Annotated in this window: 17 protein-coding genes, 2 tRNA genes and 1 pseudogene; 16 read left to right on the top strand and 4 right to left on the bottom strand. The window is 53.6% G+C overall.

Annotated features, from left to right (window positions below; translation table 11 throughout):
• Positions 1-104 precede the first annotated feature (104 nt).
• From CHH28_RS15630 to CHH28_RS15570, 14 genes and pseudogenes are all read left to right on the top strand, one after another.
• Positions 105-2,942 (top strand): 2-oxoglutarate dehydrogenase E1 component, encoded by a 2,838-nt coding sequence (locus CHH28_RS15630; protein WP_094061190.1) that lies wholly within the window; start codon positions 105-107, stop codon positions 2,940-2,942.
• Positions 2,943-2,973: 31 nt separating this feature from the next.
• A complete protein-coding gene (odhB, locus tag CHH28_RS15625; protein ID WP_094061189.1) occupies positions 2,974-4,182 on the top strand; it encodes a 2-oxoglutarate dehydrogenase complex dihydrolipoyllysine-residue succinyltransferase in 1,209 nt (402 codons plus the stop codon).
• A gap of 20 nt (positions 4,183-4,202) precedes the next feature.
• Positions 4,203-5,645 (top strand): dihydrolipoyl dehydrogenase, encoded by a 1,443-nt coding sequence (gene lpdA, locus CHH28_RS15620; RefSeq protein WP_094061188.1) that lies wholly within the window; start codon positions 4,203-4,205, stop codon positions 5,643-5,645.
• Positions 5,646-5,773: 128 nt separating this feature from the next.
• Positions 5,774-6,937, top strand: a complete 1,164-nt coding sequence (gene sucC / locus CHH28_RS15615) for an ADP-forming succinate--CoA ligase subunit beta (RefSeq protein ID WP_094061187.1) — start codon at positions 5,774-5,776, stop codon at positions 6,935-6,937.
• Positions 6,938-6,940: 3 nt separating this feature from the next.
• Positions 6,941-7,813 carry a succinate--CoA ligase subunit alpha gene (gene sucD, locus CHH28_RS15610; protein WP_094061186.1) on the top strand — a complete coding sequence of 291 codons (873 nt, stop codon included), beginning with the start codon at positions 6,941-6,943 and terminating at the stop codon, positions 7,811-7,813.
• 176 nt (positions 7,814-7,989) lie between these two features.
• Positions 7,990-8,631: pseudogene (locus CHH28_RS20670) on the top strand (methyl-accepting chemotaxis protein); the annotation flags it as partial.
• A complete protein-coding gene (locus tag CHH28_RS20665) occupies positions 8,617-9,051 on the top strand; it encodes a CZB domain-containing protein (RefSeq protein ID WP_233243866.1) in 435 nt (144 codons plus the stop codon). The pseudogene CHH28_RS20670 and the gene CHH28_RS20665, both read left to right, overlap by 15 nt.
• A 93-nt stretch (positions 9,052-9,144) precedes the next feature.
• Positions 9,145-10,653: a glutamate--tRNA ligase gene (gene gltX / locus CHH28_RS15600; protein WP_094061184.1), complete on the top strand. Its 1,509-nt coding sequence runs from the start codon at positions 9,145-9,147 to the stop codon at positions 10,651-10,653.
• A gap of 109 nt (positions 10,654-10,762) precedes the next feature.
• Positions 10,763-10,838 (top strand) — tRNA-Ala (locus CHH28_RS15595).
• A 15-nt stretch (positions 10,839-10,853) separates the two neighbouring features.
• Positions 10,854-10,929 (top strand) — tRNA-Glu (locus tag CHH28_RS15590).
• Between the two features lie 61 nt (positions 10,930-10,990).
• Positions 10,991-11,563: a KdsC family phosphatase gene (locus CHH28_RS15585; protein ID WP_094061183.1), complete on the top strand. Its 573-nt coding sequence runs from the start codon at positions 10,991-10,993 to the stop codon at positions 11,561-11,563.
• Positions 11,560-12,567, top strand: a complete 1,008-nt coding sequence (locus CHH28_RS15580) for an NAD-dependent epimerase (RefSeq protein ID WP_094061182.1) — start codon at positions 11,560-11,562, stop codon at positions 12,565-12,567. The genes CHH28_RS15585 and CHH28_RS15580 overlap by 4 nt, the downstream gene beginning before the upstream one ends.
• A gap of 2 nt (positions 12,568-12,569) precedes the next feature.
• Entirely contained in the window at positions 12,570-13,334 is a 765-nt protein-coding gene (gene kdsB, locus CHH28_RS15575; protein WP_094061181.1) for a 3-deoxy-manno-octulosonate cytidylyltransferase, read from the top strand.
• A 1-nt stretch (position 13,335) separates the two neighbouring features.
• Positions 13,336-13,764 (top strand): DUF3429 domain-containing protein, encoded by a 429-nt coding sequence (locus CHH28_RS15570; protein ID WP_094061180.1) that lies wholly within the window; start codon positions 13,336-13,338, stop codon positions 13,762-13,764.
• Here CHH28_RS15570 and CHH28_RS15565 read toward each other — a convergent pair whose 3' ends face one another.
• From CHH28_RS15565 to purB, 3 genes are read right to left on the bottom strand one after another with little or no spacing between them, the layout of a single operon-like run.
• A complete protein-coding gene (locus CHH28_RS15565; RefSeq protein ID WP_094061179.1) occupies positions 13,765-14,676 on the bottom strand; it encodes a GNAT family N-acetyltransferase in 912 nt (303 codons plus the stop codon).
• Between the two features lie 3 nt (positions 14,677-14,679).
• The gene (locus CHH28_RS15560; protein WP_094061178.1) at positions 14,680-15,804 is read right to left on the bottom strand and encodes a cupin domain-containing protein; all 1,125 of its coding nucleotides are present in this window, start codon (positions 15,802-15,804) and stop codon (positions 14,680-14,682) included.
• A gap of 52 nt (positions 15,805-15,856) precedes the next feature.
• Positions 15,857-17,224: an adenylosuccinate lyase gene (gene purB, locus CHH28_RS15555; protein ID WP_094062108.1), complete on the bottom strand. Its 1,368-nt coding sequence runs from the start codon at positions 17,222-17,224 to the stop codon at positions 15,857-15,859.
• A gap of 37 nt (positions 17,225-17,261) precedes the next feature.
• On the opposite strand from purB, the gene CHH28_RS15550 reads away from it, so the two are divergent.
• Positions 17,262-17,936 carry a DedA family protein gene (locus CHH28_RS15550; RefSeq protein WP_094061177.1) on the top strand — a complete coding sequence of 225 codons (675 nt, stop codon included), beginning with the start codon at positions 17,262-17,264 and terminating at the stop codon, positions 17,934-17,936.
• A gap of 48 nt (positions 17,937-17,984) precedes the next feature.
• Here the strand turns inward: CHH28_RS15550 and CHH28_RS15545 are convergent, their stop codons facing one another.
• The gene (locus CHH28_RS15545; protein ID WP_094061176.1) at positions 17,985-18,818 is read right to left on the bottom strand and encodes a 6-carboxytetrahydropterin synthase; all 834 of its coding nucleotides are present in this window, start codon (positions 18,816-18,818) and stop codon (positions 17,985-17,987) included.
• Between the two features lie 261 nt (positions 18,819-19,079).
• On the opposite strand from CHH28_RS15545, the gene CHH28_RS15540 reads away from it, so the two are divergent.
• On the top strand, positions 19,080-21,983 hold the full coding sequence (locus tag CHH28_RS15540) for a hypothetical protein (protein ID WP_094061175.1): 2,904 nt from the start codon (positions 19,080-19,082) through the stop codon (positions 21,981-21,983).
• Positions 21,984-21,994: the final 11 nt, after the last annotated feature.

Here is a 21,994-nt window from a genome sequence, read left to right as displayed (position 1 = left end):
ACGCGACCCATTCGGTTGACCCTCTACCATGCCTTGCATTGGAGCTGGTGCGTGCACTCTGTGGTGTTACTCTCGCAGTCACAATGATCAGGGTGTCATACACAATGCACGAGCAGACAATGGAGCAACTATGGAGCACCTCGCAATTGGCGGGTGGCAATGTTGCTTATGTGGAGGAGCTCTTCGAAACTTACCTCAAAGATCCCAACGAGGTACCCGAAGAATGGCGCAACTATTTTGACCAGCTCCCCCGCGTCGACGAATCTTCCAGCGTCGATATCCCCCACAAACCGATCCGTGAACAGTTTTTACTGTTATCTAAAAATCAGCACCGTGCTCGCCCAGCTTCAGCGGCCAGCGTTAGCTCTGATTTTGAACGCAAGCAAGTCAAAGTACTGCAGCTGATAAACGCGTACCGTGGCCGAGGCCACCAGCACGCCAAACTCGATCCTTTGGAATTGATGGAGCGTGAAAACGTTCCTGATCTTGATCTGGCATTCCACGGCTTGTCTGCAGCCGATTTGGATACCAAGTTTCAAACCGGATCGCTGTTTATTGGCCATGAAGAATCTGATCTAAGAACCATTGTTGACGCTCTGGAAGCCACCTACTGTGACAGCGTCGGTTCAGAATACATGCACATCGTCAACACCGCTGAGCAACGCTGGTTTCAGCAGCGCTTGGAAAGTGTGCGTGCCCATCCCAAATACGGCGAAGAAGTTAAGCTGCACCTGCTCGAGCGCTTAACGGCTGCAGAGGGGTTGGAGAAATACCTGGGCTCGCGCTACCCGGGTGTTAAACGCTTTGGCTTGGAAGGTGGCGAAAGCATGATTCCGCTGATGGATGAGTTAATTCAGCGCAGCGGTACTTACGGTGCCAAGGAAATCGTCATCGGCATGGCGCACCGTGGCCGACTGAACACCCTGATCAATATCCTTGGCAAAAAGACCTCTGACTTATTTGATGAGTTTGACGGTAAAGCGCAATACGAATCCCACGGTGACGTTAAATACCACCAGGGCTTTTCTTCCAATGTGATGACACCTGGTGGCGAAGTGCACTTGGCGCTGGCGTTTAACCCGTCTCACTTGGAAATCGTCTCGCCAGTGGTTGAGGGCTCCGTGCGTGCTCGCCAAGACCGCCGTGAAGACGAAGCCGGTGAGCAAGTGGTGCCCGTACTGATTCACGGTGATGCCGCATTTGCCGGCCAGGGCGTGGTGATGGAAACCTTCCAGTTGTCACAAACACGTGCCTACAAAACCGGTGGCACCATCCACATCGTGATCAACAACCAGGTCGGTTTTACCACCTCGAAGCGCGAAGATGTGCGCTCGACGGAATACTGCACCGATGTTGCCAAAATCGTTGAAGCACCGATTTTGCACGTCAATGGCGACGATCCAGAAGCGGTGTTGTTTGTTACTCAGTTGGCGGTCGACTACCGTAACGAGTTCAAGAAGGACATCGTGATTGATCTAGTGTGCTACCGTCGTCGCGGTCACAACGAGGCCGACGAGCCATCCGGCACTCAGCCGTTGATGTACTCAAAAATTAAGTCTCAAAAAACCACGCGCGAGTTGTATGCCAATCGTTTGATTGAGCAAGGTGTATTGGATGCTGCCAAGTCTAAGGACTTGGAAGAAGAGTACCGCAGCGCGTTGGATCAAGGTCAGCACGTTGTGCGCTCGCTGGTGAAAGAGCCAAACAATCAGTTGTTTGTCGATTGGAAGCCGTATCTGGGCCACAAGTGGACCGCCGATTCGGACACCAGCTTTGAACTGAAAAAGCTACAAGATCTGTCTAATAAGTTGTTGGAAGTTCCTGAAGGTTTTGCCGTTCAGCGTCAGGTGAACAAGATTCTGGAAGACCGCCGTAAAATGACGGCCGGTGCATTGCCGATCAACTGGGGTTTCGCCGAAACATTGGCTTACGCCACCTTGGTAGAAGAAGGCCATCCGGTACGTATTACCGGTCAGGATGTTGGGCGTGGTACTTTCTCGCATCGTCATGCGGTTTTGCACAATCAAAAAGACGGAAGTCGCTATGTGCCGCTAGCCAATATTGCGGATGATCAGGCGCCTTTCAACCTGTACGATTCGCTCCTATCTGAAGAGGCGGTTCTGGCCTTCGAATATGGCTACGCGACCACGACGCCAAGCGCATTGGTGGTGTGGGAAGCGCAGTTTGGTGATTTTGCCAATGGCGCCCAGGTGGTATTTGACCAATTTATCTCCAGTGGTGAGCACAAATGGGGCCGCTTGTGCGGCTTGACCATGTTGCTGCCTCACGGCTATGAAGGCCAAGGTCCAGAGCACTCGTCAGCACGTTTGGAGCGCTACCTACAGCTGTGTGCTGAGCACAATGTTCAAATTTGTGTGCCATCAACGCCGGCGCAGGTCTACCACATGCTGCGTCGCCAGGTGATTCGTCCACTGCGTAAGCCGTTGGTGGTGATGTCACCGAAGAGCTTGCTGCGTCATAAGTTGGCGACCAGTACGCTGGAAGAGTTGGCCGATGGCAAATTCCAGACCGTGATCGATGAGATCGATGATCTGGATAAGAACAAGGTTAAGCGCGTGTTGATGTGCGCTGGCAAGGTCTACTACGACTTGCTGGAGCGTCGTCGCAGCGAAGAAATTGACGATGTTGCTATTGTTCGTATCGAGCAATTGTATCCGTTCCCGGGTGCCGACCTGACGGCTGTGTTGTCGCAATACAGCAATGTCGAAGAAGTCTTCTGGGTGCAAGAAGAGCCGATGAATATGGGCGCTTGGTACAGCAGTCAGCACCACATGCGTCGTGCATTGTCTTCGATTAATGATGGCATTCACTTGCAGTACGCTGGACGTAAGGCGTCTGCTTCGCCAGCGGCAGGCTATATGGCGTTGCATCTTGAGCAACAAGAAAAATTGATCCGTGACGCTCTGGGGCTTCAGGGCTAGGTAAACGCAGAATACGAAGGAAAAACTCGAAATGAGCATCGAAATTAAAGCACCCACCTTTCCTGAGTCCGTAGCAGACGGCACCGTTGCTACCTGGCACAAGCAGCCAGGTGAGGCGGTTGAGCGTGATGAACTGTTGGTTGATATTGAAACCGACAAGGTTGTGCTTGAGGTGGTGGCTCCTGCCGCCGGTACCATGAAAGAAATCCTCAAGCAGGAAGGCGACGTCGTACTGAGTGACGAAGTACTGGGCGTATTTGTTGAAGGCGCGGTAGAAGCTTCAGCGGACAAGCCATCAGACGCAGCGCCAGCCCAAGCAGAGACCGAGTCTGCGCCGGCGGCTGATGCCGGTGATGTGATTTTAAGCCCAGCGGCGCGCAAGCTGGCTGATGAAAACAACATCAACCCTGCGGACATCAAAGCTACGGGTAAAGATGGCCGTGTGACCAAAGAAGACGTGCTGAACCATCTTAAGTCTGCGCCCAAGGCGGCTCCTGCTGCCGCGGCGCCTGCAGCAGCGCCTGCTGTACCAGCAGGTGAGCGTGTTGAAAAGCGTGTACCGATGACGCGTCTGCGTGCCACCATCGCTAAGCGTTTGGTCGAAGCGCAACAAAATGCCGCCATGTTGACGACCTATAACGAAGTCAACATGAAGCCGGTCATGGATCTGCGTAAAAAGTACAAAGACCAGTTTGAAAAAGCTCACGGCGTTAAACTGGGCTTTATGTCCTTCTTCGTTAAGGCCGCGACTGAAGCTCTGAAGCGCTTCCCGGCAGTGAATGCTTCTATCGACGGTAACGACATGGTCTACCACGGTTACCAGGACGTGGGCGTGGCGGTATCAACCGACCGTGGTCTGGTCGTGCCGGTATTGCGTGACTGCGACAGCATGGGCTTGGCTGAAATCGAGAGCACTATTGGCGACTTCGCTAAGCGCGGCCGTGAAGGCAAGCTGGGCATTGAAGACATGCAAGGCGGCACTTTCACCATCACCAATGGCGGTATCTTCGGCTCGCTGATGTCAACGCCGATTCTGAACCCACCGCAAACTGCGATTCTGGGTATGCACAAAATCCAGGAGCGCCCGATGGCGGTCAATGGTCAGGTAGAAATCTTGCCTATGATGTACCTCGCAGTGTCATATGACCACCGTATGATTGATGGTAAGGAAGCTGTGCAGTTCCTGGTCACCATCAAAGATCTGCTGGAAGACCCGGCTCGTTTGTTGCTGGACATTTAATCGACAATTAAGGATTGGTAATGAGCAAAAAGTTTGATGTAGTTGTCATTGGCGGTGGTCCAGCCGGTTACGTAGCCGCTATCCGCTGTGCGCAATTGGGGTTAGAAACCGCTTGTATCGATAAGTGGTTGGACAAAGACGGCAAAGGTGTCTTCGGCGGTACCTGCTTGAACGTTGGCTGTATTCCGTCAAAGGCCTTGTTGGATAGCTCGCACAAGTACGAAGAAGCGAAAGAAAAATTCTCTTTGCACGGCATCAGTGTTGGCGACGTCAGCATGAACGTTGCTGATATGTTGAAGCGCAAAGATCAGATCGTAAAAAATCTGACCATGGGCGTAGCGACGCTGTTTAAAGCCAATGGCGTTACGCCACTGGAAGGTACCGGTAAAATCTTGGCTGGCAAAAAAGTCGAATTTACCAGCCACTCAGGCAGCACCGAAGTGCTGGAAGCTGAGAACGTGATCATTGCTACCGGTTCTGTGCCAGTGAACATTCCGCCAGCGCCGTTAACGGACGACATTATTGTTGATTCGACGGGTGCACTGGAATTCACCGAAGTGCCTAAGCGTTTGGGTGTTATCGGCGCCGGTGTCATTGGTTTGGAGCTGGGCAGCGTTTGGGGTCGTTTGGGCTCTGAAGTGGTCGTTCTGGAAGCGCAGGACAACTTCCTGCACTTGGTAGACCAGACCGTCGCCAAAGAAGCGAAAAAACTGTTCACCAAGCAAGGCATGGACATCCGTCTGGGCGCACGCGTCACCGGTTCTGAAGTGAAAGATGGCCAAGTGACCGTGACTTTCCAAGACGCTGATGGTGAGAAATCAGAAGTCTTCGACAAACTGATCGTTGCGGTTGGTCGTCGCCCGTACACCGAAGGTCTGTTTGCCGGTGACTCTGGCATTCAGCTCGACGAGCGCGGCTTTATTCACGTCGACGAAACCTGCAAAACCGACGCGCCAGGCGTGTGGGCCGTAGGTGATGTGGTTCGTGGCCCTATGCTGGCACACAAAGCATCGGAAGAGGGTGTGATGGTCGCCGAGCGTATCGCTGGCCACAAAGCTCAGTTGAACTACGATGTGATTCCTTCGGTGATTTACACTCACCCAGAAATTGCCTGGGTTGGTAAAACCGAAGAAGAGCTGAAGGCAGACGGTGAGTCGTACAACGTGGGCATGTTCCCATTTGCGGCCAATGGTCGTGCTATGGCGGCGGCGGATACCGATGGTTTTGTGAAGATCATTGCCGATGCTGAAACCGATCGCATTCTGGGTGCCAGCGTAATTGGCCCCAATGCCGGCGATCTGTGTCAGCAAGTCGTGGTGGCGATGGAGTTTGGCTCCAGCGCGGAAGACATGGGTATGATGGTGTTCTCTCATCCGACGATTTCAGAAGCGGTTCACGAGGCGGCTCTGGCAGTCAACAACGCGGCGATTCACAAAGCGAATCGTCGCCCGAAGAAGAAGTAAGGCACTGGCCCGGGTAACCGGGCCTTGTTTTATAGCTGAACCGACCGCCGCTTATCGGCGGTTGTTCGGTTGTTCAGCATCACAAACGTCGGGTACTCCGACAAAAACTGATAGACAGGACGAAAGCGATGAACCTTCACGAATATCAGGGTAAGCAGCTTTTCGCTCAGTATGGTCTGCCTGTGTCAAAAGGTGTGGCAGCCCAAACTGCAGACGAAGCTGTAGCAGCAGCCGATGAAATCGGCGGCGACAAGTGGGTCGTAAAAGCACAAGTACACGCCGGTGGCCGCGGTAAAGCGGGCGGCGTGAAGCTGGTTTCCAGCAAAGAAGAGATTAAAGAATTCGCTGAAAAGTGGTTGGGCCAAAACCTGGTTACTTATCAGACTGATGAAAATGGTCAGCCTGTCAGCCGTATTCTGGTAGAAAGCTGCACCGATATCGCTAACGAACTGTACCTGGGCGCGGTGGTTGACCGTTCTACCCGTCGTGTCGTGTTTATGGCATCAACGGAAGGCGGTGTTGAGATCGAAAAAGTGGCGGAAGAAACGCCAGAAAAGATCCTCAAAGCGACCATCGATCCTCTGACTGGCGCGCAGCCTTACCAAGGCCGCGAGTTGGCGTTCAAGCTGGGCCTGCAAGGCGATCAAATCAAGCAGTTCACCAAGATCTTTATGGGTCTGGCGCAACTGTTTGTTGAAAAAGACCTAGCGCTGATCGAAGTGAATCCGCTGGTGATCAAAGAAGACGGTGATCTGCACTGCTTGGATGCCAAATTGGGCGTTGATGGCAATGCGTTGTACCGCCACAAAGATCTGCAAGAAATGAACGATCCATCGCAAGAAGATGCGCGTGAAGCCGAAGCGGCGGAATGGGATCTGAACTACGTCGCTCTGGATGGCAACATTGGCTGTATGGTCAACGGCGCTGGCCTGGCGATGGGCACCATGGACATGGTGGCTCTGCACGGCGGTTTCCCAGCTAACTTCCTCGACGTTGGTGGCGGTGCTACCAAAGAACGTGTTGCCCACGCGTTTAAATTGATCCTGTCAGATGACAAAGTGAAGGCAGTACTGGTGAACATCTTTGGCGGTATCGTGCGTTGTGACATGATCGCTGAAGGCATCATCGGCGCGGTGAAAGAAGTCGGCGTGAATGTTCCTGTGGTTGTTCGCTTGGAAGGCACCAATGCGGATCTGGGCAAAAAAGTCCTGGATGAGTCTGGCCTCGACATCATCGCGGCAGAAAGTTTAACAGACGCTGCAGTTCAAGCAGTTAAAGCAGCGGGGAACTAAGACATGGCTATTCTGATTAACAAAGACACCAAAGTGATCTGTCAGGGTTTCACTGGCGGTCAGGGTACTTTCCACTCTGAGCAAGCCATTGCTTACGGCACGCAAATGGTTGGTGGTGTTACCCCAGGCAAAGGCGGTACTGAGCACCTGGGTCTGCCAGTGTTTAATACCGTTGCAGAAGCGGTCGAAGCGACTGGCGCAGAAGCGTCTGTTATCTACGTGCCAGCACCGTTCTGTAAGGATTCTATCCTGGAAGCCGCTCACGCTGGCATCAAGCTGATTGTATGTATCACTGAGCACATCCCTGTGATGGACATGCTGGAATGTAAGGTCAAGTGTGATGAGCTGGGTGTTCGTCTGATTGGTCCTAACTGTCCAGGTGTGATCACCCCAGGTGAATGTAAAATCGGCATTATGCCAGGCCACATTCACTTGCCAGGTAAAGTCGGTATCGTATCTCGCTCCGGTACCCTGACTTACGAAGCGGTTAAGCAAACCACAGATTACGGCTTCGGTCAGTCGACCTGTGTTGGTATCGGTGGTGACCCGATCCCAGGCTCTAACTTCATCGACATTCTGGAAATGTTCCAGAACGATCCAAAGACTGAAGCCATCGTTATGATCGGTGAAATCGGTGGCTCGGCAGAAGACGAAGCAGCCGCTTACATCAAAGAGCACGTGACTAAGCCTGTTGTGTCTTACATCGCTGGTGTAACTGCACCAAAAGGTAAACGCATGGGTCACGCCGGTGCCATCATCTCTGGCGGTAAAGGTACCGCTGATGAGAAATTTGCTGCTTTGGAAGATGCCGGTGTTAAAACCGTGCGTTCTCTGGCGCAAATCGGTGAAGCACTGAAAGAAGTGACTGGCTGGTAATTCAGTCTGATCTAAAAAAAGCCGGGGCATGCCCCGGCTTTTTTGTGCCCGCTATTTGTCCGACGTCGTCAGTCTGGCCTGCTAAGCTCAAATCAGTGCAGGTCTAGCATCGTCAATGTGTAAGGGAGGACGTATCTGTGTGGCGACAGCAAAAAGAACGACGCCCGTCGGCAGAAATGGAAGCGTTAAAAGAGCGCTTGCAGCGACTGGAAAGTGAAAACAAGCTGCTGCGTAAAGTGAAAGTTGTAGCAGACATGCGCACGGAATACGGGTTGGAGCAGCTCAATGAATTACAGGCGTTGCGAGATCTGTGGTTTTCATCCGCCGATGCGCTTGATCAGATTCGCAACACCATGGCGGCCAGCGCCGAGCAGATGGAAGAAAAAAATACTGAGATCGTTAATTCCATCGAAAACGTCGCTGGTATTGGGGTCACCCTCGATCACTTAATGGCGCAGCTAAAAAGCATTGGTGAAGACACTTCGCAAGCGTCCGAGGCGGTGTCGGGTTTGAAGCAAGTCGCCAGTGGTATTCAGAACTTTGTTGGTCTTATTCAAGGGATTTCCGAGCAAACCAACTTGCTGGCGTTAAATGCGGCCATTGAAGCCGCCCGGGCCGGTGAGCAGGGGCGCGGCTTTGCCGTAGTGGCCGATGAAGTGCGCACGCTAGCGCAGCGAACGGCCGACGCCACAGCGGAGATTGGCTCGCTGATTTCCACCATTGGCGGTGAAGTTGATGTGGTGGCGACGGGCATAACCACGGTAGGCACACGCAGCGGTGATCTGGCAGACAACGTACAAGACGTGTCGCAGCAAGTGACGTCGATCGGTGATGTGTCAAAGCATGTGTCACGCACGTTCACCGCCACTGCGAACAGCAGCTTCATCGAGACAGTCAAGCTCGATCACGTCGTCTGGAAGACAAAGGTGTACCACACCATTTGGAGCGAAGGCTCGGAATCTGACGCACAACTGGCGGATGACACCAGTTGTCGTCTTGGACGCTGGTATCACGAAGGGTTGGGTTATCAACGTTATCGTCATTTAAACAGCTATGCACGCTTAGAAGAGCCGCATGCAGCGGTGCATCGACACGGTTTCAAAGCCATTGAATGCCATCGCAATGGTAATGGTGCGCAAGCCATTAACCACCTGGAGCAAATGGAAAAAGCCAGCGAACGTGTGGTCGCCATTCTTAGTGATCTCGAAACGGAAATAGAGCGAGACGGCCTTGCCTAAAGCGGCCGTCTGCTCGGCCACTGTCTTGCGTGCGGCGAGGGCCTGATTTCACTATAATCGCCGCCATTAATCCCCTGATGTGAAAGGACCATTATGACCGTGCGCACTCGTGTTGCCCCGTCTCCTACCGGCGATCCCCATGTAGGCACAGCCTATATCGCTTTGTTTAACCTAGCCTTCGCCCGCCAGCACGGCGGGCAGTTTATTCTGCGAATTGAAGACACCGATCAGGCTCGAAGCACTGAGGATTCGGAGAAAACCATTCTTGATAGTTTGCGTTGGTTGGGGCTGGAATGGGACGAAGGTCCAGATGTTGGCGGTCAGCACGGTCCTTATCGTCAAAGTGAGCGCAAAGACGTGTACATTGAGCACGTTGAAAAACTGCTGGCTTCTGGTCACGCTTTTAAGTGTTACCGCACGCCTGAAGAACTGGATACGCTGCGCAACCAGCGTCAGGAGCAAGGCCAGCACACGGCATTAAAACCGTCTGATCTTGAGTTAGCCGCCGATGAGCAAGCGCGCCGTGAAGCTGAGGGTGCGCCTTTTGTTGTGCGTATGCGGGTGCCGGAAGAGGGTGTGTGTGTTGTAAATGATATGTTGCGCGGTCCGATAGAGTTGGACTGGGCACAAGTCGATGCACAGATCCTATTGAAGTCAGATGGCATGCCGACCTACCACTTGGCCAATGTGGTGGATGATCATCTGATGCAAATCACCCACGTCATTCGTGGTGAAGAGTGGATCAGCTCAGCGCCGAAACATGCGTTGTTGTATCAATATTTTGGTTGGGACATGCCAGTGCTGTGTCATATGCCGCTGCTGCGTAACCCAGACAAAAGTAAACTCAGTAAGCGTAAAAACCCAACGTCGATTTTATTTTATGAACGCATGGGCTTTATGCCAGAGGCGCTTTTGAATTATCTCGCGCGTATGGGCTGGTCGATGCCGGATGAATCCGAGAAGTTTTCTCGCGAGCAAATGTTCGAACATTTTGATATTTCACGCGTGTCTCTGGGCGGGCCGGTATTTGACGTAGAAAAACTGCGCTGGTTAAACAGCTTGTGGCTGCGTGAACTGGATGTCACACAGTTTGTGCAGCGCTTTGCGCAATGGGGTTTTGATCAGCAGCGTGTAGAAGCCTTGATTCCTCATCTGCTGCCAAGGGTCGAAGTATTTTCGGATGTGGCGCCATTGGCAGGGCATTTTCTGTCTGGCATGCCGGTATTATCGGCAGCGGATTTCGAACACAAAGCGTTTGATGAAGAAAGCCTGCTCGAAACACTGCAATTTGGCTTGTGGCAGTTGGAGGCCATTCGCCATTGGGATAAGTCGGAGATTGAAACGCGCTTATTTGCCTTGGCCAAACTGCAGGAGCTGAAAGTCAGGGACTTCCTGTTCCCATTCTTTATGGCCATCGCCGGTACGTCGCAGACGATTTCAGTGCTCGATACCATGGCATTGCTGGGGCCAGATATCAGTCGCGCGCGTATCCGCCATGCCATCGATTTGCTGGGTGGGGTCGGTAAGAAACGCTTGAAGAAGATGGAGCGCAGCTATCGCGATCTGGATGCCAAGATCAGCCAGGAGTTGGCGAGCGAGTAGCGCGTTAAGGTGGCTCTGGTGGGCTAAGTGATTGTTTTAGAGAATTTTTTTTAAAATAGTTGTTGACACCCATCAGGCCGCTACGTATTATACGCCCACGTTTTGAGACGGGGCCTTAGCTCAGCTGGGAGAGCGCAACACTGGCAGTGTTGAGGTCAGCGGTTCGATCCCGCTAGGCTCCACCAAAACCTTCTCTTAGTGTCCCCATCGTCTAGAGGCCTAGGACACCGCCCTTTCACGGCGGTAACAGGGGTTCGAATCCCCTTGGGGATGCCATTTCTGATTTTTTCACCACGCGTTACAATACCAGTAATGCTGAATTAAATCGGAAATCATCATGGTACACATTCCTGAAGCTATTAAAGAAAAAGCACGCGCCGTTAAATTGGTGGTGTTTGATGTTGATGGCGTTTTAACCGATGGAACCTTAACCTATTCCGCTGACGGCGAACAGGTCAAACATTTTAATGTCAAAGATGGCGTCGGCATTAAGCTGCTGCGTGAGTTTGATATTCTTCCTGCCATTATTTCTGCAAAATCTTCTGCCCCATTGAGCAAGCGCGCCAGCGATCTTGGCATCGTGCACTTTTACCCTGGTTGTCATGACAAATGGGCGCAGTTGTCGACCTTGCTGGATGATCTGTGGTTGTCACCTGAGCAGGTGTGTTACGTCGGTGATGATGTCATTGATCTGAAGGTGATGCGCCAAGTGGGTTTAAGCATTGCGCCTGCGGATGGTTATTGGCTGGTGCGTGAACACGCCGATTTAATAACCGACAGTGCGGGCGGGCGCGGTGTGGCACGTGAAGTCGCCGACGTGATTCTTGCCAGTCGCATGCCTCTGGCTGAGGCCTATATAAAAGCCATGTTACCGGAATTTGAGCAGTCTTCTGAGGTACGCGATTCGTGAAATATTTAATTACTGGCGCCGCAGGTTTTATTGGTGCCTTTACAGCCCGTGCGTTATTGCAGCAAGGGCACACTGTGGTTGGGGTGGATAACCTCAATGATTATTACGACGTCTCGCTCAAACACGGGCGATTGCAGTGGCTACAAGCGTTTGAGGCGTTTGAGTTTCAGCCATTAGAGTTATCAGATCGAGCGGCGGTAGAGGCACTGTTTGCGCAACACCAGTTTGATCGTGTGGTGCATTTGGCGGCGCAGGCTGGGGTGCGTTATTCCATTACCAACCCGCACGCCTACGTAGACAGCAATTTGGTTGGCTTTGTAAATATTTTAGAAGCGTGTCGTCATCAGCAAACGCCGCATTTGGTGTTTGCTTCTTCCAGTTCTGTGTACGGTTTAAATGATCGCATACCGTATCAAACCGATGATCGTGTCGATCATCCTGTGTCGTTGTACGCGGCGACGAAAAAGTCCAACGAATTAATGGCGCATACCTACGCCCATTTATACGGTTTGCCAGTGACAGGTCTGCGCTTTTTTACTGTGTACGGCCCCTGGGGTCGACCTGATATGGCTTATTTCAGTTTTACTCGCAAAATTCTGGCTGGTGAGCCGATCGATGTATTTAATCACGGCAAAATGCAGCGTGACTTTACCTTTGTCGATGACATTGTTGAGGGTGTCTGCCGTGTAGCGGAAAACATCCCTGCTGGTCAGCCGGATTGGACAACCTCAGCAGGTGATGCCAGTCGCAGCAGCGCACCGTATAAAATTTATAATATTGGTAATCATAACAGTGTTGAGCTGGGCACCTTTATCGAAACCATCGAGCAGGTGCTGGGTAAATCGGCGATAAAAAATTATGTCGAGATGCAGCCCGGCGATGTGCTGGCGACCTACGCGGACGTTGATGATTTAATGAACGATGTGGGCTTTGCCCCTAATACGACGTTGGCGGAGGGCATTGAGGTGTTTGCTCGCTGGTACAGAGATTATTACAAGGTGTGATTGTGGCTGACTATAAAATTGTTATTCCGGCGCGTTATGCGTCCAGTCGTTTGCCGGGCAAGCCGCTGATTGAATTGGCCGGCAAGCCGATGATTCAGCACGTGTATGAGCGCGCACAGGCGGCAGGTGCCAGCGATATTGTTGTAGCCACCGACGATGAGCGAATTGCTAGTGTCGCCACTGAGTTTGGTGCTGAGGTGGTGATGACGCGCGAAGATCATGACAATGGCACTGAGCGCATTGCCGAAGTGGCGGAGATTAAAGGCTGGCAGGCCGACGATGTGATCGTCAACCTGCAAGGTGATGAGCCGCTGATTCCGCGCTCATTAATTGAAGCAACGGCACAGGGTTTGTTAAATCACCCGCAAGCTGGCATGAGTTCTTTGTGCACACCAATTCATAGCAGTCGCGATGCGTTTGATCCAAATATTGTTAAAGTGGTGCTCGATCAACATCAGTTTGCACTGTATTTTTCCCGTGCCCCCGTCCCTTGGGACCGTGATCTTTATAAAGAAGGGCGGGGGCTGACGGATAAAATGCCGGTGTTGCGTCACATTGGTATGTATGGCTACCGGGTTTCATTTTTACAACAATATCAGTTGATGGAGCCCTGTGCTTTAGAGCACACTGAATCTTTGGAACAATTGCGCGCACTCTGGTACGGCACCCGTATTCATATGACGGTCATAGACCAAGCGCCAGGGCACGGAGTCGACACACCGGAGGATGCAGAGCGCGTAGCACAGTTATTAGCAAAGGAAGTTTGATATGACAGCATGGTTGGCACGACTCGATCTTACTCAGCGCCTCGGCTACGCCGGACTGATTCCATTTGTGTTGACCACCCTTGGGGTGCTCTTCGGCGTTGCTGGCAGCAGCGAACTGTTCAAACTGTATTCCGTTGTCATACTGGCCTTTATGGCGGGCGCTACTTGGGGAGCGTTGCAATCACAAACTCAGCGCGCCAGCTCGGTGGATCTGACGCTGGCCATTGGTACGTCACTGTGGGCATTAATGGCGTATTTACTGCCAGCGGATGTGGCGGTACCCTTGCTGGTGATGGGGTACGCGTTACTGTTGTGGCTGGATATGGACGGCAGCATTTCTGAAAACTACAGCACGGAATACACCGAGCTGCGCAAGCGCCTCACCATTATTGTGGTCGCGCTGCACGTGCTGGTTTTTATTGCGCTGTAGTTACAAGCCGAGGCGCTTACCCTCGCGCAGCGGCTGGCTGCTTTTCCACTGTTCTTCGAACTGCTCTTTGGCTTTGGCGACCGTAGCCCGGTCGCTAAAGTGTGCGCTGTGACCCAGGCTGGTCGGGCGCATCACTCCTGCTGGCAGTACCAGCATTTCATCTTCTTTGACGGCGCTGAAAAGTCGGCATTCAAAACGACTGTTGAGGCGTTGTTGCAACTGGATCAAAGGGTGATCCGCGATGCCCGGATATTCGGTTGGCAGCAGCAAGCGTAGGCGCCGCTGGCGGCTATGGCGCACAAATTGACTCAGTGCTTGCAGAGTCTCAGCTTGGCGCCACACCGGCTGCTCTAGATCGCTGATTTGCAGCAGTATTTCTCGCTGCGCGGCGAGCGCCAGCAGCTGCAATAACGCAGCGTGCCCGGCGTCATCGGTGGCGGTGTAGGCTTCGCTGTCTTGGTTGATGACAAAACGAGGGCTGACGTCTTCATTGCGCCCTAATACTTTGCTGATCGACAAATGAGCAATGCCACCGTCCCAATGAAAATCAGCGTCGGCTTGGTAACCATGCGAGCGATAGAAGTCGTAAGCGATGACTTGGGCGCTGGCTTTGAGTAGGCGCATGCCCGCCTGCTCGGCAGCATGCTTTTCTACCGCGCGCAGTAATCTCGATCCCCAGCTCTGGCGACGATACTCGGCCAGTACCGCCAAGCGCCCGAAATAGCCATTGGGTAATAAGCGCGCACAGGCCAGCGGACGTTTGCCATCGTAAGCAATAAAGTGAGTCGCGGTCAGATCGTCGTCGTCCCATTCGTCCTGTTCGGAAATGCCTTGTTCTTCGATAAACACGCGGCGACGAATATGCTGCAGCGGCTCTTTGTGCTGCTGCCAACGAGTGACGACAATTTCCATGCTTTACTCCTCCGGTTGCAGCCACTGGCGTTGAACAAACTGCTGCAATAATTCGCGGCTTGCCGTGGACTGACACAACGTTTGTAGTTCTTTTGCAGTATAGCGTCGCTGCTCGCAGACGTATTTGACCCAGGGCTCATCGGCTAGCGGGAGAGGGAAATGCTCGCCCATGGCAAACAGTTGCAGCTCGGGCTCGCGACTATAAGCCATGCGTACAAAGCCGGGCCGGTACCATAGCTCTGCTTCGTCTAGGTGTGCCTCAGGCCATTCTTCTGGCGTCAGCTCCGGGTATTTGGCCTGAGTCATCAGCTGCCCCAGTGCTGCTTGCAACTGATTGGCTGGCGCTTGTTGCAGCGTGCGCAGTAAGCGCTGAGCATCGCTGTGGGTGATTTCCGCATCACTGGTGCGTGGTTCCAGGTCGTGATCTTGGTAGCGCCAGTCGTCGTCATTTTGCACGGCCAGTTGATCGGCCAGCGCTTCGCTCAGCTCGCTCGCTGAGGGCGCGCGAAAACCAATCGAATAAGTCATGCACGATCCGACAGCGGTGCCGTAGTGGGCCAGTTGTGGCGGCAGATAAAGCATATCGCCCGGGTTCAGTACCCAGCTGTCGGTTTGCTCAAATTGCTCCAACACTCGTATGGCCGACCCCTTTAGGCAAGCCGAGGTGGAGTCGCAATGCTGACCGATGCGCCATTCGCGCTGGCCCTCGGCTTGCAGCAGAAACACATCGTACTGGTCGTAGTGCGGGCCAACACTGCCACCGTCGGCGGCATAGCTGATCATCAAGTCGTCACGGCGCCAGCCTGGGATAAATCGAAACTGATCGAGAATGTTCGCCGCTTCTGGCAGCCAGTGGTCCACTGCCTGAATCAGCAGCGTCCAGTGAGACTCTGGCAGTTGGCGAAAATCCTCTTCTGTCAGCGGTCCGCATTGCAGCTGCCATGGTCCTTCTTCGCCGTGCTCAACAATGAGCCGACTTTCGATCTCATCTTCCAGTGCCAAACCGGCCAGTTCCTCAGCATCGATCAAAGGTCGGAAGTCGGGCCAGGCGTTACGAATCAGTAGTGGTTTTTTTTGCCAATAGTCGCGCAGGAAGGTGTCTACGCTGATGTCGCCGAGTACATGCATGGGAAAATTCTACGGTTGCAAAGAAAAGGGCAGCCGAAGCTGCCCAGAAGGATTAGATGGCTTTCGCCTGGGCGGCGGCGTTGCCGATGTAGCTGGCCGGTGTCATCGCGTTGAGCTCCGCTTTGACGCTGTCAGGCAGCTCCAGGCTGGCGATGAAGTCGCCCATTGCGTCCTGGGTGATGGCTTTGCCACGGGTAAAGGCTTTCAGTTTTTCATACGGCTGTTCGATGCCATAACGACGCATAACGGTTTGAATTGGCTCGGCCAACACTTCCCAAGCGTTGTCCAAATCTTCGCTGACGCGCTCAGCATTGACCTGCAGTTTGCTGATGCCTTTCATCGTAGCTTGGTAAGCAATCAGGCTGTAACCGGCACCAACGCCCATGTTGCGCAGCACGGTAGAGTCGGTCAAATCGCGCTGCCAGCGTGAAATCGGCAGCTTGGCTGCGAGGTGGTCGAACACCGCGTTGGCCAGCCCCAGGTTGCCTTCCGAGTTCTCGAAATCAATTGGGTTGACCTTGTGCGGCATGGTAGATGAGCCCACTTCGCCAGCAATGGTACGCTGCTTGAAGTAGCCCAGCGAAATGTAAGCCCAAATGTCGCGGTCGAAATCGATCACAATGGTGTTGAAACGAGCGATGGCGTCAAACAGCTCGGCCATGTAGTCGTGCGGCTCAATCTGTGTGGTGTAGGGGTTCCAGTTCAGGCCCAAAGACTCCACAAACTGCTGCGCATTGCCTTGCCAATCAACGTCCGGGTAGGCCGACAAATGCGCATTGTAGTTACCCACGGCGCCATTGATTTTACCCAGCAGGGTCACTTGTTCCAGCTGGCTGATCTGGCGTTCCAGGCGCGCCACGACATTGGCCATTTCTTTGCCAAGGGTGGTCGGGGAGGCTGTCTGGCCATGGGTGCGTGACAACATCGGCAACTCGGCGTGCTCGTGTGCCAGCGCACGAATGGCGTTGGCAATGTCGCGCATGGCAGGTAGCAGCACTTGATCGCGGCCCTGGCGCAGCATCAGTGCATGCGACAAGTTGTTGATGTCTTCCGAGGTGCAAGCGAAGTGCACAAACTCATTAATGGCATGCAGCTCTTGGTTGTCGGCAAAGCGCTCTTTAATGAAGTACTCAACGGCCTTTACGTCGTGATTGGTGGTGGCTTCGATGTCCTTGATGCGCTGTGCATCAAGGACAGAAAAGTCAGCAACGATGGCGTTGAGCAGCGCATTGGCCGCGTCCGATAGCGCTGGCACTTCAGCAATGTGTGGGTGCTGGGCCAGTTGTTGCAGCCAGCGAATTTCGACTTCAACGCGCGCGCGAATCAAACCAAATTCAGAAAATGCAGCGCGCAGAGCGCTCGTTTTGCTGCCGTAGCGGCCATCGATAGGCGAAATGGCGGTTAACGCAGACAATTCCAGATTTGCGGTGGACATAGCAGTTCCCGACAGAGCGTAAATGAAAGGCGCGCAGTTTACCGGATTTTGGCGCACAGCGCAGCGCTGGCAGGCAGCGCTATTACTGCTAAAATGGACGACCTTTTTATCTGCCGCTTGCGATGGTTTTATGCTTGAGTCGCTGCTGACCTATTCCAGCCATCCAGCTTGGTTGGTGCTGATTATCATTGTCTCTACTTTTGCGCTGGAGGACTTGGCCATTATTGGTGCGGCTTTGTTGGCTGCTAGCGGCAAACTAGCGCCCGAGGTTGCCTTTGCTGCGACCTGTTTTGGCATGTTTGTCGGTGACAGTGCGCACTATTTATTTGGCCGCCTGGCCTTGGTGTGGCCATGGCTGAATCAGCGTTTACAGCACGATATGATCCAGCGTCAGATCGCGCCTTTACAGCAAGCCCCGTGGCATCAGCTGGCGTTGATTCGTTGCATGCCAGGGTTGCGCTCGTTCGGCTACATCGCCTGTGGTCTGGCCAAAGTGCCGGGCTCGACCTTTACCATTGCCAATGTGGTGTCGATTTTGGTGTGGGCCGCTGGGCTGTTTGGTGTGGCCTACTGGCTGGGCAATCAATACGCGGAAGATCTGCAGCAATGGTTATGGTGGCTGTTGCCGCTGGCGGTCGTCTTGTTTGTGTTAGGGCAGCGCCGCCTGCGCCAGAATATGGAACAAGGCGCCGCTTGAAGGCGAGTGGCGCTGCCTGCGCCAGAATCTGAAGTGCTTCTTCGAAAGTTAGGCGCTGGCAATGGCGCCTTTATTGACACCCTCAAACGCTTGCACGGTGACGGCGCTGTCTGGGTGCTCGTGCTTGATGGCATTGGCCAAGTGCTGGGCAATGAATTCCACCGTGGTGTCGGTATCCATTTGATAGCAGGTGACTTTCGGCATGGATAAACGGAAGTCGCCCTGCATTGCCTGATAGGCGTAGTGAATACGCTGATCATCTTGGCCAACAACGTCTTCGTCACTGCCTAAATAGATGTCTTGCCAGCGCTGGGCCCATTGCGCTTCCAGCGCTGGATTGCGTTGACCGTCCAGCTGGATGACAATGCGCGAGCGATGCCCGTGGGCAATGCGCTGGCAGTTGCCGCCGTGTTTTTTTAGCCCGTGGCTGTAATGATAAAACGCACCGTCTATTTGCTCTGGGGTAAAGCCCAGTGTCAGCTGCTCAACATTGACCGGGAAAAACGCTTTTAGTTGCTGGCGACACCAGCGCGCCACGCTGTCGGCGCTAATATGATCGCTGTCGATCAATGCCACCGCTTGGCGCGGTGCGGACATGTTGATGGTTCCGTGCTGGCAGTTCCAGCTCAGCTCCACGCTGTCGGCAGTGGATTGCAGTGTCAGCTGTGGTGATTTCACTGGCACTAATAAGCGGTGGTCAACTTCGTCATCCAGCCAGTTGCGCAGCGTCTTTTTGACCAAGCCAAAGTCGCAAATCATGCCTTGGTCGTCCAAACCACCGTCTAGCCTGGCGCTGGCCCACCAGGTTTCGCCCACAATGCCACGCTCGGCATCCAGGTAACTGAAATCGACATTGGTGAGTTGATCAACAAACAGTTGCATAGTGTTTCTCAAACAGCTGGGGTGGTCGGGGCGCGCATCATATCTAAGTCCGCCTGCCGCTGCACCTATTGCCCTTGTACCTATCGCCTTCGCATCTATCGTACAGCGTAAGAAAAGTGCTTCGATCCGCAGCTTGGGGCGTCGGCAGTAAAAATCCCTGTTATGATAGCGCCGCCTGTGCGCTTTGCCCGCACCGGTGAATGAATTTCAGCCTTGGATGTGTGTCTGAGGCCATTGACCCGATGTATAGAGAGTGTGTTGATGGAGTACCGAAATAAACTGGCGCTTGGCGGCGTTTGCCTGGCACTGATGCTCAGTGGTTGCAGTGACAATGATTCTAGCCGCAGCCAGGTAAATGCGTATGTGCAGGTAGGTCAGCAGGATTTTGACAATGCTTTGGTGTGGTCCGTCACGGTGGAAGAATCTGGCTTGCCATCGGTGGACAGCGAAGGGCGTTTGAATCGCAGTGCCAGCGTGACCGATGAAAACGGCGAAGTGCGGGTGCGCTTGGCCACCAACGAAGTGCATATGTTTCAGGTCTCCGGCCAAATCGAACGCACTGAATCTGACATCGATGCCACCGTGCGTCGCTGCCAGTGGGTCGCCGGCTGTGGCGATATTGCCTTTGCCCAGGACTTTGCCGTTACCACCGATGTGGTCTGGCGCTCGGTGGTGCGTGACTTGAGCCGCAACGAGCGTATCCGTGTCACGCCCTTGACGGATCTGGCGGCGGAGTTAGCGTTTGAACGTCGCTATATGGAAGACGCGCAAAACGACGATGGTTCGCTCGGCCAATGGGTACAGACTGGCTACTTCACCGACTATTCGGTCGAGCAGTCGATTTCGCAGCTGTCGAAGCTGTTTGGCATCATGAACATTCAAACCACACAACCGGCAGATCTGAGCCGCCCGCAAAACTGGGATGGCAGCAACAGCGTGGTGAGTCAGGATCAGCTGCGCTACGGCGCTTTAGTCGCAGCGTTTCAAGGGTTGGAGCTGGATCGTCCAGCTAAGCTGGAAGCCTTTGCGCAGCAGTTGGTGGCCAATGACGGTCAGCTCAATACGGTTGATGGTGAGTTTGCGCTGAGTGGTATTTTTCAGGCGGCGATCGACAACCTAGCGCAGCTCCCTAACTTGAGCGTACGAGCAGAAGAGTACCGTGATGCCGTGGTGGCGCAGTTGCAAGCAGACATCGCTGCTTTACAGCAAGGCGATGAGCTGACGGCGATAGCGCCAGCGCCGGTGGTGGAGCTGATTGCTGCCGACGATGCGGAAGACATCACCGTCGGCCTAGCGCGCACCAAAGCGTTTGTGTCTCACCTGAAGTCGATCGACGATAACTTCTTTGAAGAAGGCTACCGCGAGCCACTGGATGCACACATGGACCAGTTAAAGGCGCTTGGCGACGAGCACGCGGATAACTTGGATGTGATCGTGCAGTCCTTTATTCAAACCCAAGAGTTGTATGTGGATTGCCACGCCAATGTGTCGTTGTGTTCCGCCACCGGGCGCAACTGGCCATGGCTGCAGCAGGTCGATAGCTTCAGCAACAATGTCCTGACCCTTAACGGTGGGCAGATTGTGGTCGGTCAGCAGCCCGCCGATTTGAACGTCACCGATGAAGACGACGATCCGCAACAATCGCAGGCCATCGACGTATTAATTACTGGCCAGTATCAGCAAGGCGATTTACGTTTTGTGGTCGATCACCAATACGAAAAAGACGACAAAGACGAGCCGATTGAGTCCGCCTCCGGCGTGCGTCTGTATTACCCGACTGCGTCCGCCGGTGTGCAGCCCGAGAGCGAAGTGATTGGCTACGAAATTCGTTGGTCCGATTTCCAGCTGTACGATGTTGCTGATCAAGGCGGTGCTAACGAAACCGAAATTAATGGCGGTTATCGTTTGTTCCTGCGCGGCGTGAAAGACCCGCAAAACCCAGACAGCGAGCGTCGTTTTAATATCGACAGTGTGGTGCTGAACGGTCGTATTTCTGACGTGGTCAGCGACGATGATGACGACGACAACGAAGTCACCACAGTGATTGTTTCCGCCACCGCCGACAACGCCATTGACTTTTATCCGACGAAAAAATTCGCCTCGTTTAATGGCTTCTTTACTCCGCAAACCGGTGGCGTGTACGACAAAGGCAGCGTCGAAACCGACTTGGTGCGCTATCAGCTGGGGAATGAGACCTTAGGCGGTCAGGATGTTGAGTTCATGGACTTTTTCATCCGCGGCGGTGACAACGTACGCTATCGCTTTTATCCAACGGTTGAGCGCACTGACGACAATGACCGTGACAACGACCGTGATCGCGACGAAACCTTTTTCACCTTCGATTTGGAATCGTGCGATCTGATCGAGCAAGACGGCAACTGGGTGGTCGAGCAGTGTGATCCGAAAACCCGCTTTATCGCTGAGCGTGACCGCCAAGATGCGATTAACGATTTGTGGGAAGCCGGTGCCTTCTCTCGCGTTGAAGTGCCGGGTCGTGGTACTTACTTTATCGACTGGCCGGTTGAGCAAACAGCGAATCAATGCCTTGAGCTGGCTCCGCTGAGCAACAGCGGCAGTTTTGATGGCACCTTGTATGAGCCCATGGTGCTGGGTTTGAACTCGCTGCGTTTTACCACGCAATTGTTCCTGGAATACGGCGTGAAAAATGAACCACGCACTTTGCTCGACGTCAGCGTGGCAGCAAAAACCTTGGACGAGTACTCGGTATCGGCGGCGTTGTCGCACGATTACAGCGGCTTGAGTACGTCGACGCCTATATTGGGCAGCGGTAGCAACCTGGATCGCATCGTGGTGAATTACGCCACCGACCGTACCTTTGATATCCGTGGCAGCATTGGTATCTATCAGGACGGTGTGGTGCTGTCGCTGGCGGACGGCACGCAAGAGCGTGTCGACAGCTCGCTCACCTTGAATGGTGTGCAGGATCGTGGCCTGACGCCGTTGCCGTATCGCTACGATGTTGACGAAGAAGGCAACTACGATCGCTGCATCATTGCCAATCAGGCCGAGTTTGAGACCACCACCAAGCTCGAAGACATGGAGTTCACCCTGAACTTCCGCGACACCGTTTACGGCAAAGTGCGAAACGAAAACGGTGTCTGGGTGGTGCGCTACATTGATGGCACCTTCGAGACCTTGCTCTAAGATCTCGGGTG

Source organism: Bacterioplanes sanyensis, from assembly GCF_002237535.1.
Lineage (GTDB): Bacteria > Pseudomonadota > Gammaproteobacteria > Pseudomonadales > Oceanobacteraceae > Bacterioplanes > Bacterioplanes sanyensis_A.
The sequence above is the reverse complement of the archived record's forward strand: the minus strand, read 5'-3'. Positions and strand labels throughout refer to the sequence as shown.

Coding starts and splice junctions, on each gene's coding strand:
- CHH28_RS15550 (WP_094061177.1), top strand. CDS start 17,262: ATGAAAGGCGCGCAGTTTACCGGATTTTGGCGCACAGCGCAGCGCTGG.
- CHH28_RS15630 (WP_094061190.1), top strand. CDS start 105: ATGCACGAGCAGACAATGGAGCAACTATGGAGCACCTCGCAATTGGCG.
- CHH28_RS15560 (WP_094061178.1), bottom strand. CDS start 15,804: ATGCATGTACTCGGCGACATCAGCGTAGACACCTTCCTGCGCGACTAT.
- odhB (WP_094061189.1), top strand. CDS start 2,974: ATGAGCATCGAAATTAAAGCACCCACCTTTCCTGAGTCCGTAGCAGAC.
- CHH28_RS15540 (WP_094061175.1), top strand. CDS start 19,080: ATGGAGTACCGAAATAAACTGGCGCTTGGCGGCGTTTGCCTGGCACTG.
- sucC (WP_094061187.1), top strand. CDS start 5,774: ATGAACCTTCACGAATATCAGGGTAAGCAGCTTTTCGCTCAGTATGGT.
- CHH28_RS15585 (WP_094061183.1), top strand. CDS start 10,991: ATGGTACACATTCCTGAAGCTATTAAAGAAAAAGCACGCGCCGTTAAA.
- CHH28_RS15565 (WP_094061179.1), bottom strand. CDS start 14,676: ATGGAAATTGTCGTCACTCGTTGGCAGCAGCACAAAGAGCCGCTGCAG.
- gltX (WP_094061184.1), top strand. CDS start 9,145: ATGACCGTGCGCACTCGTGTTGCCCCGTCTCCTACCGGCGATCCCCAT.
- sucD (WP_094061186.1), top strand. CDS start 6,941: ATGGCTATTCTGATTAACAAAGACACCAAAGTGATCTGTCAGGGTTTC.
- CHH28_RS15545 (WP_094061176.1), bottom strand. CDS start 18,818: ATGCAACTGTTTGTTGATCAACTCACCAATGTCGATTTCAGTTACCTG.
- lpdA (WP_094061188.1), top strand. CDS start 4,203: ATGAGCAAAAAGTTTGATGTAGTTGTCATTGGCGGTGGTCCAGCCGGT.
- CHH28_RS15570 (WP_094061180.1), top strand. CDS start 13,336: ATGACAGCATGGTTGGCACGACTCGATCTTACTCAGCGCCTCGGCTAC.